Below are 15,621 nucleotides of genomic sequence, written 5' to 3'. Positions count from 1 at the left end.
CGAATACCGGAGGAATGACGCGATGATACAGCACGATCCGTTGCAGGCAGCGCGAACACTGAGGCCCACGATTCTAGCCGTGCGGAAGGAAACAGAAAACACCCGTCGGTTAGCTCCATCAGTAGTTGCCGGACTCATTGATACTGGTCTGTGTCGCTTGGCGGTACCAGCCAGTCTTGGTGGCCATGAGGTAGACCCAGTTGTTGCTCTACAAGTGTACGAGGAACTTGCCTCTGCTGAAGCATCGGTCGCCTGGATTGCCTGGAACAACGCGCTTCCAGCTTTGCTCAGTCACTTTCTCTCTGACTCCGTGCGGGCAGAGCTTTTTCACAATCCTCGTTACCTCTTCGCCAACTCAACGCGCCCGACCGGGAAAGCGGTTGTCACCAACGGTGGATTTCGTGTATCGGGACAATGGTCGCTCGTCTCTGGTTGTGAGTTGGCCGACTGGATTGTATTGGCGAATGTCGTCACTGAAGGGCATACTCCACGTCTGCGAGCCTCGGGGGCTCCTGAGTTACGGATGGCGTATGTACCCAAGGGTTCGTATCGGATCTTAGACACCTGGCATGTCGGCGGCCTGCGTGGGACGGGTAGTCACGATGTTGTGGTAGACGATGTGTTTGTTCCCATGGAACGAACACACTTGTTCGCTGATGTCAGTCAACTCGATCGACCGCTGTATCGCATGCCGTTTGCGGCCATGATGTCGTCCTGGTGTGCCGCGATGTGTCTGGGACTCGCACAGACTGCGATCGACACTTTGCTCGCCCTTGCTTCCTCAAAAGTCCAAGCCGACCTCGGTCCAGGCATACGCGACCGACCTGAAGTGCAAGCGAAACTTGCTTCGGCGATAGCGGCAGTAGACTCAGCGCGACTCTTTTTGCACCATGTTCTTGGCAACCTATGGAGTGTGAGCAAGCAAGGCACCCCAGCAACCGAACAGCAGCGGGCACGACTATGGGAAGCGGCGATTCATGCCGCACGCACAGCGAAGAGTACCGTGACAGCCATGTATGAAGCAGCCGCTACGTCATCGCTGTATGTCGATTGTCCACTTGAGCGCGCCCATCGCGACGTTCATGTGATTGCACAGCATATGATTCTCTCACACAAATGGATAGAAGATAGTGGGCGAGTACGGTTTGGGATGAAAGCGACCAGTCCGCTCTTCTAAGCGCTACACCGAATGCGTTCGTCGGTCCGGCTGTAGGTTCTGCGCGATGTCTTCGGCCAAGCGGATAGCTTCCGTGGGTTGTAAAGTAGAGATCGTCACGCGAATCGCCGGCGGGCTTTTGATACGGTAACGCTCGCCACCGCGTACAGCCCATCCAGCCGCGGAGAGGCTGGTAATCAAGCTTCCTTCTTCACGTACAGGAATCCATACATTCAGCCCCGAGCGACCATGTGCGGCAATGCCGTGTAGTTTGAGGGCCTGAATTAACGCGTTTCTTCGTTCCGTATAGGTCTTTGCTGCAACTTGCAGCTTCTTTGTTGTCGCGGCGTCTGACCACAGATTTTCGACAATCTCTTGCAGAATGTGACTCACCCACCCTGCCCCGAGGCTTTGTCGACCCTCGACACGGGCGATGGTCGTGGTGTCGCCTACGACGACTGCCAGCCGTAAGTCAGGTCCGAGTGACTTTGATACTGAGCGAACTACCGCCCAGCGTAGTTTCTTCGGATGACAGACTGTGAAGGCAGGAACACCAGCCACTGGACCGGCATGATCGTCTTCAATGACCAGAACGTCATCGTATTTGTCGAAGACTTTTCTCAGCTCTCTAGCACGCTGCTCATCAAGCGCCGCACCAGTGGGGTTTTGTGCGCGCGGAGTGAGAATACAAGCAACTACTCCACTCTTCAGTACCTGTTCAAGGGGAACCGGAAGCAATCCGCGATCATCAATCGGCACTGGTTCAGCAATCAAACCTAACGCGCCGAACAGATCGAAGACCTCACTGTAGCCTGGATCTTCGACGGCGACACGATCCCCCGTACGAGCGTGAGCCTGCAGTACCCGTTCAACCGCATCAAGTGCGCCACCCATAATCGCCAATGCTGTTGTGGGAATACGATCAGCTTCGAATTGCTCAGCAGCCAAAGCGAGAAGTTGTGGTCGATTGGTCACTTCACCATACAAACGTGGACGAAGCACAAGCTTCGGTGCGAGTGCGCGGAGGTCTGGCAGTAACTGCGGATCTGGACTGCCTTGAATAAGATTCCGTAAACCGCGCGGAATTGATACCGCCGGACGACTCGCAACCGGAGGTCGCGCGCTGATCCGCGTCCCACGCCGTCCTTGCGCACTCAATACTCCTCGCGTTCGCAAAGTGCGATACGCGGCAGCAACAGTCGTGGGGCTCACTCTCAGTGCAGTAGCTAAAGCCCGCACCGTAGGAAGCATCGCACCATTGGGAATACTTCCTTTCTGCACCCCGTCTTCGATGCTGTCGACAATGGTTCTTGCATCATCTCCAGCGATTAGATATTGTAACACTACTTTCATATTTTTGTACTGTAACAAATAAGAAAGGATCACGCAATGTCACAATTCACCCCGACCGAGCGCACCACGTTGCACCGCATGCCAAAACGCGCAGCGTATGATCGCGCAGTTGTCCACGCCATTCTTGATGAAGGCTTATACTGCCATGTCGGGTTCACGGTTGATGACCAACCCTACGTCATTCCGACGATTCACGCACGGCTCGACGATCGACTCTATGTCCACGGCTCCAGCGCCAGCCGTATGTTGCGCAATCTGAAACAAGGGGTACAGATGTGTGTGACGGTAACGATTCTTGATGGACTCGTGCTGGCACGTTCGGCATTTCATCACTCGATGAACTATCGCTCGGCCCTCGTCCTTGGCATGGCTCACGAAGTGATCGATCCACAAGAGAAGTATGACGCGCTCAAAGCTGTGGTTGATCATGTCGCGCCACAACGCTGGGATGAGGTGCGCTGGCCCAATGAACAAGAGCTCAAAGCAACCAGTGTGTTGCGACTCCCCCTCGAAGAGGTCTCAGCAAAAATTCGTACCGGTCCGCCACTTGATGATGAGGAAGATTACCAGTTGTCATGTTGGGCTGGAGAATTGCCGTTACGCTTGACACCACAAATGCCGGTTGCTGACTCTCGGCTTGCCCCTACGATTGCTATCCCGTCCTATGTCAGCGCCTATCAACGGCCACACCATCCCAAGGAATCCTCATAAACGGGCCGTGTCAGTTGTTTATGGAGAAAATTTAGGAAAGAAGCGCGCGACGCAGTACGGCATCAGTGCAAACACGACCAGCAGTACATAGTACACTGTCCCTGACACCGGATCGCGATTGAACATAACTTCGGTCAGTGCCATTCCTCGCAGACCGACACCAACAAACACGTCGGCAACAAGAACGAGACCCATCGCAAGAAGGCCGACCGCGAGCCAGGCGTGCAGGGTAATTGCCGTCGCAAATCGACGATACAACCAGCGTGCGGCAACCATAATCGCCAGCAGCATAAAAGGCATTTCGATCAGCTCAGCCGCGCGTGTACCAACCAAAGGAACAAGCACTAAGACACGGAGTATGCCCAGCACAAACCCAGTACCGAACACGAGGGAAAAGTAGACAGCAGCGATCTTCAGTACAGCCATAATCTGCAGTCGGACGCGTATTGGTGCCAGTGTCTACCCGTACGCATACGATACTTGAATGCATGCATTGCCAAACGAACAAGATACCGAGGTTCCAAAGCATACACATGCAGATCGGCCAGATAACCTCACAAGAGGATACCGATTCCCATCCCTGTTAGAGCCTGGTCTTATGGGCGCATTCTCGGTTCCAGTTTTTTGGCCCATCCCTTGTTCGACAGCACATCCACAGCCAGAGCAATCTGTCGAGAGGTAAATTGTCGCTTTCGACTGTTCCAAGCGTACGTGTGAGTAACCACCTCGTCCACAGAGCTAACGGACTCGCGTTTCATTACCCAGTGGACTGTAGACAAAAGCTCCAGGCCAAAGGGCGACTCGAACCCCTCTACCAGATCTGCAACCCTGTCAAAGCGAGTTCGAGTATTAGGATGCTGCTGCAGGAACGTTGTGGTATCCTCAATTGCTCCTGGTACCAGCTTGAGCTGTTTGTTCGGTGTGTCACCACCATCGGCATAGCCAGAAACAAGGTGCCCCTCAATATCACGCAAGACGTGACTAAGATTTTCAGCATAAGGACCATAAGGGGCTTTCTTGTACTTCAGCCGCAACGGCTCGCCAGCCTCCTGCAGGAAATACATCAGTTTGTGCACTTCCAAGAGAGTGACGAAGGGATCGAGTAGGCCACCAAGGTAACGACTCATCAATTCCACTAGCGCCGCTCGCCCTGCAGTCATAGTCGGCACCTCTCGGGTATGTACCATTTTCTCTGCCGCAGGTGCTCCGTTGGGTTCATAAACAATCACGTGCACATCCGTAAGCGATTGCAGAGCCGCCGCAATACGTGGTCTGACCCCTGACCAGTCGAGCCCACCCAATCCGCACCCCAAAGGCGGCATCGCAATGGAGCGGATGTTGTATCGTCGTATTGTTTCAACCAGCGACTTTAGACCTGCCTCTATATCGCTTAAGCGGCTCTTGCCGCGCCAATGTCGCTTAGTAGGAAAATTGATGATGTAACGTGGGTTAGTCAGTTGTCCAGTCTCGAATACGAACATTCGGCCTGGTTGTACCGATTCATTTTTGCAGGCTGCGGCGTAGGCCTGAAAGTTCTCAGGAAAGGCATTCTTAAATTGAAGCGCGATACCACGACCCATTACCCCAACACAGTTTACCGTATTAACGAGGGCTTCCGCGTCTTCTCGCAAAATATCGCCACACTTGTATTCAATCATCTTCGCCGCCTTCTTACGGGTAGTACCATTCTGGTTTGATCTCGACCAGCGGTCGATAATTATTCTCTCGCAATGCACCGGTCACCTGCTGATGGACTCCCAATGAAGCTACTCCTATTCGTTCGACCAACGCCAAAGGGAAATTATGCTCCATTAGAAACTCGGCCTGTTTCCCTTCCTTAGTTGACGAGGCAATCCCGTTCCCACTCCATCGATTGGTCTGTACAGCCTCACAGTTGATTTCATACAAGTGAGCTAAGTCACAGCGGTCCTCGAAATAATACGCTCCGGCATTTGACAGGGTAAAAGCCCAACGCTGGTTATTTCGTGGAGCCCACGCAACAGAAGCGCGAAGATCAGCCTCCAAATGTACGATTGGACCTTGCCCACCGCGATAATCCAACTTCGGATGATTCGCCTGATGGATTAAATAAAGCATAACCGACCGCGGACAAAAATAGAACGGCACACAGTCACCGACATGCAACCCTTGGTGACTGGTTAGAGTCAACTCCTTGAGTCGTCGTTGCTTTATATCACTCATACCAATGGTCGTTCCCAACGGTGCACGCTGAATGATCTCCGCATCGCACCACAGACAGCCAGCTGCGATAATCGATGGTAGCCGGTCCACATGCACGATATGGTAAATTTTTGGCTGCGCAGGAACCACCATTTTTTACTTTCTTAAACCTCTTCTCCGTGTTTATCTAGAAGCCCTCCTGCTAGCTCTCAACGTACCGCATCGTCACGCGCGGCACCCAATTACGTGGAAGATCCTCTGGAGGCGTACGAACCACGCGAAATCCAGCGCGACGAAAAAGCGGCTCCGTGCCAAAGTAGGCGTTGTCGTTACTCGTACGCGTATCGCCTGCGCGTGGATACGCCTCGACGACTGGCGCGCCATGCTTAAACGCGTACGCTACAGCCTCCTTGATCAACGCAACTGCAATCCCTCGGCCCCGAGCGGTCTTACCAACAGTGACGCACGGAATCACCCATACATCTTCATCATCGATACGAGGCGTCGCCCGTGATGACTCGACACGCAATAGTTCAGTGCGCGGAGCAATAGCTACCCAACCAACAGGTTCATCTCCCTCGAATGCCACAATTCCCGGAGCACGGCGGCGTCTGGCGAGTTGCGTCATTGCCTCACGTCGACGTTGGTTCAAAGACCCAAAGCCAGGCAATGCACGCATCTGAGTATCAGTAAGGCGTGGATACATGCACCAGCACCCTGTGCCCCAGCTTCCACGCAACACAGTCCCTAGCACATCCATGAGGCGTGGCGTCAATGGTCGAAAGACAAGTGACTCGTTTTTCTCTCGCTCTTGGCGTTTCTGACTTGCCGATGATTCGCGTCGCATCGTCATGTTCTCCTCTACTCGTGCTTACGTGAATCCTCGTGTTGTGAGTGGATCTCCTCAACGGTCCACAATCCAGGATAGTCGGTCACAAATCCCATGTCAGACACCCGCAAGATAGCTGCGTAACCGAAGCGTGGGGCTTGATAGTCATATTTGTCGAAAGCAATACGATGATAGCAATGATCTAATCTACCCAGCGTCAATTCAGGGAAATGAAGATACATGACGGGTGCTTCGATTTTATCACCAACAGATAGGGATAAACGCTGGAACTGAACGAGATTGGTAGCTGGAGTAAAACCAAGGTCGATATCCATGAGACCCAGAGTTTCCTCTCCTTGTACTTCACCATTCAACGTCCAACGCTCCCCAGGCAGGACTTCAAGGGCAATCTGCACTAGAGTCTGGCCAAGCCACCCACTAACCGAGGCAGATCGAGTACGCCAGGAAGAATCACAATGCACTACGTAGCTCAGATGGCAGGGTCGGCCCTCTTCCGTGCGAAACATCGCCGTCCCCGCTAAACGCCAGCCGTCATCAACATGCCAGAGAGCACAGGCGTCGTGCCCTGGTACGTCGAGCCTACGCCACAAAACCGACTGAAGGATTGTATTTATGGTCGCCATGTGAGACTCCTGACTCACTCGCTCAACCAAGAAAAGAGAGCACTACTGAAATCTGTTATATTTCTTTGACAGGTCGAAGCTGTGTTCCTGCACCGGGAGTGATAAACATCACCTCACTAGGTGTATGAACGATGGCACGATGCCACACACTGCGCGGGATAATGCTGGCAGCTCTGGATCGGAGTTCGACGATTCGCTCGCCACCCTCTTCTTGTAGAATCAGATCGATCGCTCCCGAAAGAAGGCACACAAGTTCGTCACCAGCCGGATGTACTTCCCAGTTGGTCCACTCATCAGTGCTTTGGATGTGGAAGAGCGTTACGAGTCGTCCGCTGTGCAGTTCAGTTCGTTTGTCAATCGTTTCCCAGAAATCTGCCCCTACTGCGATTGGCACAGCACCAGTTCCATCTTTGAGATGGACATAGGTCGATAGGAGATCAAATAGTGATGATGGGGAAACTATCATAAACATCTCCTTAGCGAAAGAAGAAAAAGGTGGGCAGTACCCACCCTACAATTTAGAATTAGCGTACTGGGTGACGCGAGAAGTTCTCCACTTTCTGTGAATCGGTCGTATGTGTGGTGTTCCGATATTTTCCCACCTTGTGTGCATAACCTGCTCGATCTTCAGCTCGAAGAGCACTTCATGTTCACTAGCAATATGTTTGGTTGCCCGAAACACTGCCGCCCGTAGCACACCATCTGTGATGCACTCAGCTCTGCCGGTCATATAAAATTCCTCACTGCCTTCCTTGTCTTGCGGGAATGATTGCAGAGCATAGCGACCATCGCGGAGCAGATCGTAGCGTTTGGGAGAAGTAGGTGTAATCAAGAGGTAGAGGTGGTCATCCGCTAACACCGGGCACACAGGATGGAGGCGCGGTCCGCCGTCTTTGCGAATCGTCGCTAAGAAGGCGAGACCAACGCCGTGTTGAAACAACAGGAAGCAGCCAATCTTTGCCAGCTCAGGCTCGACAGCGGCCAACTTTTTCCATGTCACCATGCTATCTCCTTCGCGTCGAAACTGCTCCGAACAAAGAGCAATGACCACCCTCGTTAATGCGCCATCGCCGCTTCGGCACGTCGATTGATCTCCTCAAGGGGCACATCTTCGATATGCGTAGCGAGGATCCACACATGACCGAAAGGATCTTCCAATGTTCCGCTACGGTCACCATAAAATTGATCTTTCACTGGCATGAGCACCTTTGCCCCTGCATCAGTGGCCCGGCGGAATTGGGCGTCCACATCTTCACGATAGATCATCAAACTCACAGGTGATCCACCAAACGCCTGAGGACTGCGAAACCCCATCTGCGGCATTTCATCAGCCAGCATAATCGGTGAATTGCCGATTTTGATCTCTGCATGTGCCACTTTGCCGTCAGGACCGTTCAAGCGCATCAGCTCAGTGGCACCGAGCGCACGCTTGTAGAAATCAATCGCGGCAGTGGCGTTCTGTACGATCAAGTAAGGTGTCGCGGTGTGATAGCCGTCGGGAATTGCTTTGACTGCCATACGCATTCCTCCTTAAACTTGTAGTGAAGAGCCTCGATCTCGTTCGGCTCCACTGAGGCTCTTTGTCTGCAGCACTCGTAGTCACGAGGGTGCCCTACGTTGGGAATCGCTCGAATTCAGGAAGTTCATGCACCTGCGTCATCCAGCCGAGCCGTTCGGCCGTTTGAATTTGTATGGTTGGTGGGAGCGCATCGGGATTGTCGAGGGTTGAAGACTGTACATCGACAATCCCTGGGAGCACTGTTGCATTCCGGTAAAACAGCCCGCTCCCGCAGTCCGCGCAGAAACTGCGCATCGCTGTACCAGACGAGTTAATAGTCTTCGGCTGGCCTTTCGTCAGAGTCAAGGCTGCCTCGGGAAACATCGCCCAGGCCACCATCGGCGCACCTGCACTCCGTCGGCAGTCGCGGCAATGGCATAAGGCCACGACATTGGGTTCACCCGAAAGTTGATAGCGAACCGCGCCACATAAGCACTGTCCAGAGTGGGTCATAATAGAGACTCCTTGTATTCAATCGAGCAATGACAAGCGGCTGGCCAGCGCCCCTAGCCCAACGGCCGCTCTGCAGAGCATCGGTCATCAGGCCAGGAGCAGCGAGGGACGGACGGAACAATTACATCGGAGGCGCCTTCGGAAATTTCGCAAGTTCAGGGTTCATATAATCCCACGGCTGGGCACTTGAGGTGTAAATATCAAAGACCGGTCGAACCCAACTCGGGTCGTCTAAGCTCCCGGCGCTGATCCCAACAAACGGAGCAACCGATGGGAAGCCAAACAGACGAGAGCCACACTTGCCACAAAATCCACGCTTGATCGGTTGGCCACTATCTCCCGTGACTTCGTGATATTTCACTTCCCCAGTAATTTTGAGCGCTTCCTTCGGCACCGCGACGACCGTGACAAAAGGTCCCCCACTCGCCTTCTGACAATCACGGCAATGACAATTGCCCATCATCAGCGGCTCTGCAGAACATTCATAACGCACGGTACCGCATGCACACCCGCCTTTAATCTGAGCAGCCATACTTCACCTCCTGTTGTGAAGAGCGTTTCTTGACATACTGTATTTATCTACAGTATGGTTCACCTATGTCAACTATCCCTCTCACCGAACGACAAGAACGACTGTTACGGATTATTGAAACCTCTGTGAGCAAGCGGGGTTACGTACCGACTTTGGAGGAAATGGCGCAGGCAATGGACATCACGTCCCTGCAAGGCGTGAAGGATCATCTGACGGCTTTGGAACGAAAAGGCTATCTACGCCGCACGCCTGGTCGTCGCCGCGCGATTGAAGTCATCCAACCTATTACGCCGATCGCTGGCAGCATCCCCATTCTTGGACGCGTTGCCGCCGGGCGACCATTACTGGCGGTCGAAAATCACGAAGGTAGTTTAAGTTTAGATAACTCCTTGTTAGGAGACGGGAGTCACTTCGCGCTACGGGTTCAGGGCGACAGTATGATCGAGGTGGGAATTACCGAAGGGGATTATGTGATTGTCCGCCAACAAGCGACGGCCAATCCCGGCGATATTGTCGTCGCGCTTCTCGGAGAAGAAGTCACCGTGAAACGGCTACGCAAGAAAGGTGCGGCGTTGTTGCTCGAAGCTGCGAATCCAGCGTATGAACCGATTCCGTTGACGGGAACATCTCCAGCGCCTCGGATATTAGGAGTGGCAGTTGGGCAGTATCGGGCGTTGCGGCAGAGACGGTAAAATAATGGGGGAATTGCAGAATGGCGATTGCGGATTGCGGATTGCGGATTGAGAAGGCGAGAAGAGAGGTCTTCCTCATCTTTCATCAACAATACCCAATTGAGTCACCCTCTCCCTAGCCCTCTCCCTAAGAGGGAGAGGGAAAAAGACGATAACTGACAACTATCTCTGATGATACAACGGATGTCCTTTGGCCGACAGGCGCACTTTCGAGAAGAAGTCACCTTCCAGGTTAGCAAGGAAGAGGTCTTGCATGCCTGGGCCACCAAACGCACAGTTTGTCGGGAAGATGGTCTTCTGACCTGACGGATCATTAATCAGTTCGGTCCATTTGCCATTCGTATCAACTTTGATGACGATGTTCGCAGGCGTCATGCCGTCCTTGGTAACAAAGGCCGGGAGCGTGATGTAGAGGTTGCGATCGACATCGAACGCCATCCCGTCTGGCAACGCAGGAAAATCCTTCGAATAAATTTCCGGTTTGCCAAACGTGCCGTCCTTATTGAGCTGGATACGCAAGACATCATTGCGCGTGCTTTCCAGGACATAGACAGCGTCTTCCTTCGGATCGATCGCCGTACCATTGGCGAGATAAATACCGGTCGCGATCACATCGCCCTTCCCATTCGGACGCACCCGCACCAGTGCGCCTTTCGGTGACGGTGCGGTGATTTCGCCCAACACTTTGCTGATGTCCTCAGTACTGGAATTGGAAATATATAGATTGCCTTCAGCGTCATAGCTGCAGAAGTTGGGCAGCGTGAGTTTCACGTCCCCTACTCTGTCAGCAATCATCGACACCTTGCCATCTGGCGCGCACTTCATCACTGCCTGTTTTCCGAGATCGCAATAGACAAAATTCCCAGCGCGATCGAGTGCGACACCGTTGGGAATCGAGCCTTCGGGAAGCTGACAGACTTCATGGACTTTGCCATCCGGGCTCACTTTGTACACTTTGCCATTGCGGCCACCACCCCAAGCGTTGCCTTCCTTATCGATGACGACACCTTCTGCTTGCAAAGTGCCTTTACCAAACACTTGGATTTGCTCATTTGGAATCGTTGCCATAGACTCTTCCTCCTTTGCTTTTCTTGGACCACGTCCCTTCTATGATAGTGGCAGCCATTAGACAACCTCTCGCCCCAGACCAAAGAGGCCTCCTAAAAGGATGACCCACCAAACCTCAAGGGCGTGAGAAAAAAGGAGGAAGGCCGCAACGATACACAGCACGACAGCGAACCAGTCAGGTCCTGCGGCAACCCCATATGGCCAGATCACCGCAAGACCGAACACCAAGGCAAGATTGAGAACCACGCCGACAACAGCAGCAGTAATGCCAGAAAGCACCGCAGTGAGCCGCGCATTATCACGCAAGCGTTCGATATACGGCGCTCCAACTAGCACGAACATAAAACTCGGCAGAAACGTCGTATATGTCGTGACCAGAGCCGCCATCACTGCACTTGTTAGCGGGGCAACATTCTCTGCACGACTCCACCCTGCCATAAAGCCGACAAACTGTAGCACCATAATCAGCGGGCCTGGTGTCGTCTCAGCGAGCGCGAGTCCATCAACGGCTTGCGCATGCGTCAACCATCCGTACGACTCGGCAGCTTGTGTCACGTACGCTAACACGGCATACGCACCACCAAAGGTGACAAACGCGGCGACCGTAAAGAAGCGATACAATTGGGCATAGACGCTGTCCCAGCCAAGCACAGTAATCAACAAAACGAACGGCACACTCCACAATATGAGACAGATTATCAGCACTCGCGCCACGAAGAAGCGTTGTTCCTGAGAACCTGGACTCGCGTCGCGGCCTGTCCTGAGCCTGGTCGCAGGATGGGAATCCAACAGCCCAACAATTCCCGCACCTAGCACGATGAGTGGAAACGGCACGTGCAGGAAATAGATCAGGAGAAAGCTGGCTCCAGCGATGAGGACATGCTCTGAACGTTTGAGCGCACGACGACCGATGCGGAGCACGGCTTCAACAACAATCGCCACCACCACCGATTTCACACCCGCGAGCACTCCGGCGACTGCTGGAACCTGACCATACGCAACGTATATGTACGACAGTAACAGCAGGACGAAGACCGAGGGCAGAACGAAAAAGACACCAGCAACGACCCCGCCACGCGCTCCATGAAGAAGCCAACCAATATAAATGGCAAGCTGCTGCGCCTCCGGGCCAGGCAACAGCATGCAATAGTTCAAGGCGTGCAAGAAACGCTCTTCAGAAATCCAGCCACGCCGCTCGACTAAATCGCGATGCATGAGGGCAATCTGTCCGGCTGGCCCGCCGAAGTTGATAAAACCAAGTGTGAACCAATAGCGAAACGCTTCGGCAAAAGAGCGAGTTTGCTGAGGCGTAGCGGGGTTAGGTGTTCCCGACAAAAAGAATACCCTTCGCTTGCAATTCGCTGATTTGCTTTTCTGAATATCCTAACTGCGAGTGCAACACTTCGGCGTTGTGCTCGCCTAACAACGGTGCTTGGATATTCGGCAGGTCTGGAAACTCGGAGTACTTGAACGGAAACCCAGGAATGGTCAGCTCGCCAAAGACCGGATCCGGCACTTGCCGCACCATATCGCGGGCTTTGAAATAGGGATGCGTGAGCGTGTCCACAATCGACATCACTGGCGCACACGGTACGCGATGTTGATCCAGCGCTGCTACCACTTCTTCATCGGTTGCAAAGGTCTGCATCCAGCTTTCGATAATCGCGACCAGTTCCTTTTGGTTTTTCCCCCGGTCTGCGCCAGTGGCAAAGCGCGGGTCTTTCACCAGCTCTGGTCTGCCCAATGCTTTGCACACGCCTTCCCATTGCCGATCAAGTGCTAAGACAACGATCCAACCTTTTGGGCCTTTGAAGGTCCCGACTGGACACACTAACGGATGGTGAGATCCTGAACGCTGAGGAACATACGCTCCACCACTCAAGGCATGCACCTGCAGGTTCACTTCGTGCATATGGTACAGCGCATCAATCATCGCCAGGTCGATATGCTGTCCCACGCCAGTTTTCTCGCGGTAATAGAGCGCAAAGCCGAGTGCCGCAAACGCATGCACGCCGCTACTCACATCAGCCATGCCTAAGCCGACAAACTGCGGTGGCCCGTCGGCTTCGCCAGTCATGTGCATAATGCCAGAAAACGCTTGGGCAATGAGGTCGTATCCCACTCGATGTGAGAGTGGACTCTTGCGGCCAAAGGCGGAGATCGAGGCCATAATGATCTTGGGATTGATTTTCTTCAGTGAAGCATAGTCGAGCCCGCGTTTCTCCATCACACCAGGACCAAAGTTCTCAACCACAACGTCAACCGTTTTGACCAGTGCCTTAAGAACATCAATTCCTTCAGGTTTATTGAAATCGATACACAGACTTTTCTTGCCACGATTTTGTTGCACGAAGTAACCGCTGCGTCCTTCTTTGATAAAGGGCAACAGTCGCGACGGATCGCCACCTGGCCCAGGTTCGATTTTAACAATGTCGGCTCCCAGCTCCGCCATCAGGCGTGTCACGGTCGGTCCAGCGAGATACTGCGTGAAGTCGAGTACCTTACAGCCCGCGAGCATACGCGGATGCGTTGTTCCATTTTCCATAGCGTCCCTCTTTCACTGGATTGTAACGCCAGGAGGTGTAGCACTGGAGCTCATCGCCGTCGAGGTCGAGTCCGCCTTCCTTGAGGTGCACTTGAGCCATTGCGCTCATCTAAGAAGAACTCCAACTTCTCATAGATACTCCTCAACGCAGGTAAGACTCGCGTTTGATCTTCTGCTTTCCACTGCGCACGTACAAATCGGCGAATAAAATCTAAATTCTCGACGATGGAACGCCATTCGCGTAACGATGCACCGCGCGACTGGGCTTCGCGATACAGTTTGACGATAGTATCGACTTGCGCTTCGAGGTTGTGATCAAGTAGCGCGCGTACGAGCACACAATCAGCGACGTTCGCTCTAGACCAGAAGTCACGTCTTTCTTCTTTCTGGCTATTGGCCGTCTCTTCGGCCTTTTGTAATTCTTCGCATAACGTGGCGCGTGCAGTGTCATCCGTTGACTCGCTCTTTACTTCAATCGCCTCAGCCAATATCCGTTGGATGATGTGATACGGATCGTCATTTTTCGCTAGCTTTGAGGTAGTCACCATCGTTTTGGTGGCATCGGCCGCTGATACCATGGTTCTCCGTGCAAGTACTTGTCCTCCTGCGAGTCCAGGCACGGGTGTCCATCTTTCTTGAGGGTCGGCACTTGCAACGCTCCAGCATGAATAGGAGAAGCGGCACGAGAAGAGCAACGCTGACAAACAACGCTCCTCCCTTCCTCGCTGGACAACCGATAAAGCGTTTCACGGAATCCCCGATATGGACCAGGACTATGAAACCCGTACGACAAACATATACGAGACTACACATCGTTCTCCTGGCCGTCTTTCTTCAGCACGGAATATGCGTATCCGCTCTTGCTGGTCAGTCGCTTCTCTCGAAGATTACCTCTAACGATATGGCAAACATATTAACGCTGTCACCACCGTACCGGGTGTATGATCCTCAGGAGGTGTGTAACCGCTGTCCTGCTCCACAAAAAGATCACTGTCTGAAAGTGTTCGGCACTCCTGCCGTCGTTACCGTCTCTGACGCAGGACAAGCGCACCCGAGCTTTTGTGATGAGATGCGAGCGTTTCGCATTGCCGATCCTGATGAAGTGGAAGAACGAAAGCACCCCGTCCTCATCATTAGCCGCTGTACAGATGGCCCCTTAGGGAAGCAACAACTCCCGCAGAGTATCACGCTGGTCCAGAAAGTGTGGACGAACCTGTATGGAAACACACCGAGTAACAAGACTCAGAAGGATGCCGAATTTGTAACCCGAGTAACGGAGAGCAGAACGGTGGCGCTCGACAAAAAGAGTACTGCCTCTATGCCGATGACACGACGTTTCGGGCAGCACAGCCTCACCGTGGTCGCGCACTTTCTACGGCAGATGCGGCTGCTTATCGTGCGCTCGTCGCGGCACTCCCTCCACACGAAATCGAAGAGAGTGGAGTCACTGCGGATGCTGTACCTGCATTTGGTGTGTTCTCCGGTGATAGCCTCTGTGCCGTAGCAAGCTACGAACTTTGGCTACCTTCTATTGCGCATATTAGCGTCGCTACCCATCCAGACCACCGGCGCCGCGGATTTGCGCAGGCCGCCATCCAGGCGCTCGCGACCGCAGCCTTCGCTCGTGGCTTAATTCTCCAATGGCGCGCGGTCGCGTGGAATACACACTCGCTCGCGCTCGCGCAGAGTCTCGGTTTTGCGTACTACGGCGCGACCCTCTATGTGCGGCTCCGCGGCAAACGGTGATGGCATGACCTTCTTCAATTTGCTGGCTGATACCGCCACGTGGACTGTACTGGGCACCTGCCCGATCTCGGGGACCTATGTCGGTCGCCAACACCTCATTGAGCACGCCCTCAAACCCCAACGCGCGAAACTCGCTGGGCCTCCCACACCAAC

At 53.5% G+C, this 15,621-nt stretch carries 20 protein-coding genes; 5 read left to right on the top strand and 15 right to left on the bottom strand.

Annotation, left to right across the window (positions count from 1 at the left end):
* Nucleotides 1-22: 22 nt before the first annotated feature.
* Nucleotides 23-1,177: a hypothetical protein gene (locus tag FJ147_03630; GenBank protein ID MBM4254969.1), complete on the top strand. Its 1,155-nt coding sequence runs from the start codon at nucleotides 23-25 to the stop codon at nucleotides 1,175-1,177.
* A gap of 3 nt (nucleotides 1,178-1,180) precedes the next feature.
* On the opposite strand, the gene FJ147_03625 is transcribed toward FJ147_03630, so the two are convergent.
* On the bottom strand, nucleotides 1,181-2,509 hold the full coding sequence (locus FJ147_03625; GenBank protein MBM4254968.1) for an aminotransferase class I/II-fold pyridoxal phosphate-dependent enzyme: 1,329 nt from the start codon (nucleotides 2,507-2,509) through the stop codon (nucleotides 1,181-1,183).
* A 36-nt stretch (nucleotides 2,510-2,545) separates the two neighbouring features.
* Between FJ147_03625 and FJ147_03620 the strand changes: the two genes are divergently transcribed.
* On the top strand, nucleotides 2,546-3,220 hold the full coding sequence (locus FJ147_03620; protein ID MBM4254967.1) for a pyridoxamine 5'-phosphate oxidase family protein: 675 nt from the start codon (nucleotides 2,546-2,548) through the stop codon (nucleotides 3,218-3,220).
* Nucleotides 3,221-3,238: 18 nt separating this feature from the next.
* Here FJ147_03620 and FJ147_03615 read toward each other — a convergent pair whose 3' ends face one another.
* From FJ147_03615 to FJ147_03570, 10 genes are all read right to left on the bottom strand, one after another.
* Nucleotides 3,239-3,646 carry a hypothetical protein gene (locus FJ147_03615; protein ID MBM4254966.1) on the bottom strand — a complete coding sequence of 136 codons (408 nt, stop codon included), beginning with the start codon at nucleotides 3,644-3,646 and terminating at the stop codon, nucleotides 3,239-3,241.
* A 170-nt stretch (nucleotides 3,647-3,816) separates the two neighbouring features.
* Nucleotides 3,817-4,878 (bottom strand): macro domain-containing protein, encoded by a 1,062-nt coding sequence (locus FJ147_03610; GenBank protein ID MBM4254965.1) that lies wholly within the window; start codon nucleotides 4,876-4,878, stop codon nucleotides 3,817-3,819.
* A gap of 13 nt (nucleotides 4,879-4,891) precedes the next feature.
* The gene (locus FJ147_03605) at nucleotides 4,892-5,554 is read right to left on the bottom strand and encodes a DUF4433 domain-containing protein (GenBank protein MBM4254964.1); all 663 of its coding nucleotides are present in this window, start codon (nucleotides 5,552-5,554) and stop codon (nucleotides 4,892-4,894) included.
* 49 nt (nucleotides 5,555-5,603) lie between these two features.
* Nucleotides 5,604-6,254 (bottom strand): GNAT family N-acetyltransferase, encoded by a 651-nt coding sequence (locus FJ147_03600; GenBank protein ID MBM4254963.1) that lies wholly within the window; start codon nucleotides 6,252-6,254, stop codon nucleotides 5,604-5,606.
* 8 nt (nucleotides 6,255-6,262) lie between these two features.
* Entirely contained in the window at nucleotides 6,263-6,874 is a 612-nt protein-coding gene (locus FJ147_03595; GenBank protein MBM4254962.1) for a hypothetical protein, read from the bottom strand.
* Between the two features lie 55 nt (nucleotides 6,875-6,929).
* Nucleotides 6,930-7,340 (bottom strand): hypothetical protein, encoded by a 411-nt coding sequence (locus tag FJ147_03590; protein ID MBM4254961.1) that lies wholly within the window; start codon nucleotides 7,338-7,340, stop codon nucleotides 6,930-6,932.
* 45 nt (nucleotides 7,341-7,385) lie between these two features.
* Nucleotides 7,386-7,877, bottom strand: a complete 492-nt coding sequence (locus FJ147_03585; protein ID MBM4254960.1) for a hypothetical protein — start codon at nucleotides 7,875-7,877, stop codon at nucleotides 7,386-7,388.
* A 53-nt stretch (nucleotides 7,878-7,930) separates the two neighbouring features.
* Nucleotides 7,931-8,392, bottom strand: a complete 462-nt coding sequence (locus FJ147_03580; protein ID MBM4254959.1) for a VOC family protein — start codon at nucleotides 8,390-8,392, stop codon at nucleotides 7,931-7,933.
* A gap of 94 nt (nucleotides 8,393-8,486) precedes the next feature.
* Nucleotides 8,487-8,885 carry a GFA family protein gene (locus FJ147_03575; GenBank protein MBM4254958.1) on the bottom strand — a complete coding sequence of 133 codons (399 nt, stop codon included), beginning with the start codon at nucleotides 8,883-8,885 and terminating at the stop codon, nucleotides 8,487-8,489.
* Nucleotides 8,886-9,006: 121 nt separating this feature from the next.
* Nucleotides 9,007-9,417, bottom strand: a complete 411-nt coding sequence (locus FJ147_03570) for a GFA family protein (GenBank protein ID MBM4254957.1) — start codon at nucleotides 9,415-9,417, stop codon at nucleotides 9,007-9,009.
* Between the two features lie 65 nt (nucleotides 9,418-9,482).
* On the opposite strand from FJ147_03570, the gene lexA reads away from it, so the two are divergent.
* The gene (gene lexA, locus FJ147_03565; protein ID MBM4254956.1) at nucleotides 9,483-10,109 is read left to right on the top strand and encodes a transcriptional repressor LexA; all 627 of its coding nucleotides are present in this window, start codon (nucleotides 9,483-9,485) and stop codon (nucleotides 10,107-10,109) included.
* Between the two features lie 162 nt (nucleotides 10,110-10,271).
* Here lexA and FJ147_03560 read toward each other — a convergent pair whose 3' ends face one another.
* From FJ147_03560 to FJ147_03545, 4 genes are read right to left on the bottom strand one after another with little or no spacing between them, the layout of a single operon-like run.
* The gene (locus FJ147_03560; GenBank protein MBM4254955.1) at nucleotides 10,272-11,177 is read right to left on the bottom strand and encodes an SMP-30/gluconolactonase/LRE family protein; all 906 of its coding nucleotides are present in this window, start codon (nucleotides 11,175-11,177) and stop codon (nucleotides 10,272-10,274) included.
* A 57-nt stretch (nucleotides 11,178-11,234) separates the two neighbouring features.
* Entirely contained in the window at nucleotides 11,235-12,512 is a 1,278-nt protein-coding gene (gene chrA, locus FJ147_03555) for a chromate efflux transporter (GenBank protein MBM4254954.1), read from the bottom strand.
* Nucleotides 12,496-13,722 carry a CoA transferase gene (locus FJ147_03550; protein MBM4254953.1) on the bottom strand — a complete coding sequence of 409 codons (1,227 nt, stop codon included), beginning with the start codon at nucleotides 13,720-13,722 and terminating at the stop codon, nucleotides 12,496-12,498. Before FJ147_03550 ends, chrA begins: the two co-directional genes overlap by 17 nt.
* Nucleotides 13,723-13,772: 50 nt before the next feature.
* Complete coding sequence (locus FJ147_03545; GenBank protein ID MBM4254952.1) at nucleotides 13,773-14,300, bottom strand: hypothetical protein; 528 nt, start codon at nucleotides 14,298-14,300, stop codon at nucleotides 13,773-13,775.
* A 679-nt stretch (nucleotides 14,301-14,979) separates the two neighbouring features.
* Between FJ147_03545 and FJ147_03540 the strand changes: the two genes are divergently transcribed.
* Both FJ147_03540 and FJ147_03535 read left to right on the top strand, forming a co-directional pair.
* Nucleotides 14,980-15,468 (top strand): GNAT family N-acetyltransferase, encoded by a 489-nt coding sequence (locus tag FJ147_03540; GenBank protein MBM4254951.1) that lies wholly within the window; start codon nucleotides 14,980-14,982, stop codon nucleotides 15,466-15,468.
* A 4-nt stretch (nucleotides 15,469-15,472) separates the two neighbouring features.
* Nucleotides 15,473-15,621: nuclear transport factor 2 family protein (locus FJ147_03535; protein MBM4254950.1), on the top strand; the 149-nt coding region annotated here is incomplete at its 3' end.

The sequence above is a fragment of the Deltaproteobacteria bacterium genome (assembly GCA_016874775.1).
GTDB lineage: Bacteria > Desulfobacterota > Binatia > Bin18 > Bin18 > VGTJ01.
This window is presented reverse-complemented; position numbering and strand designations above follow the sequence as displayed.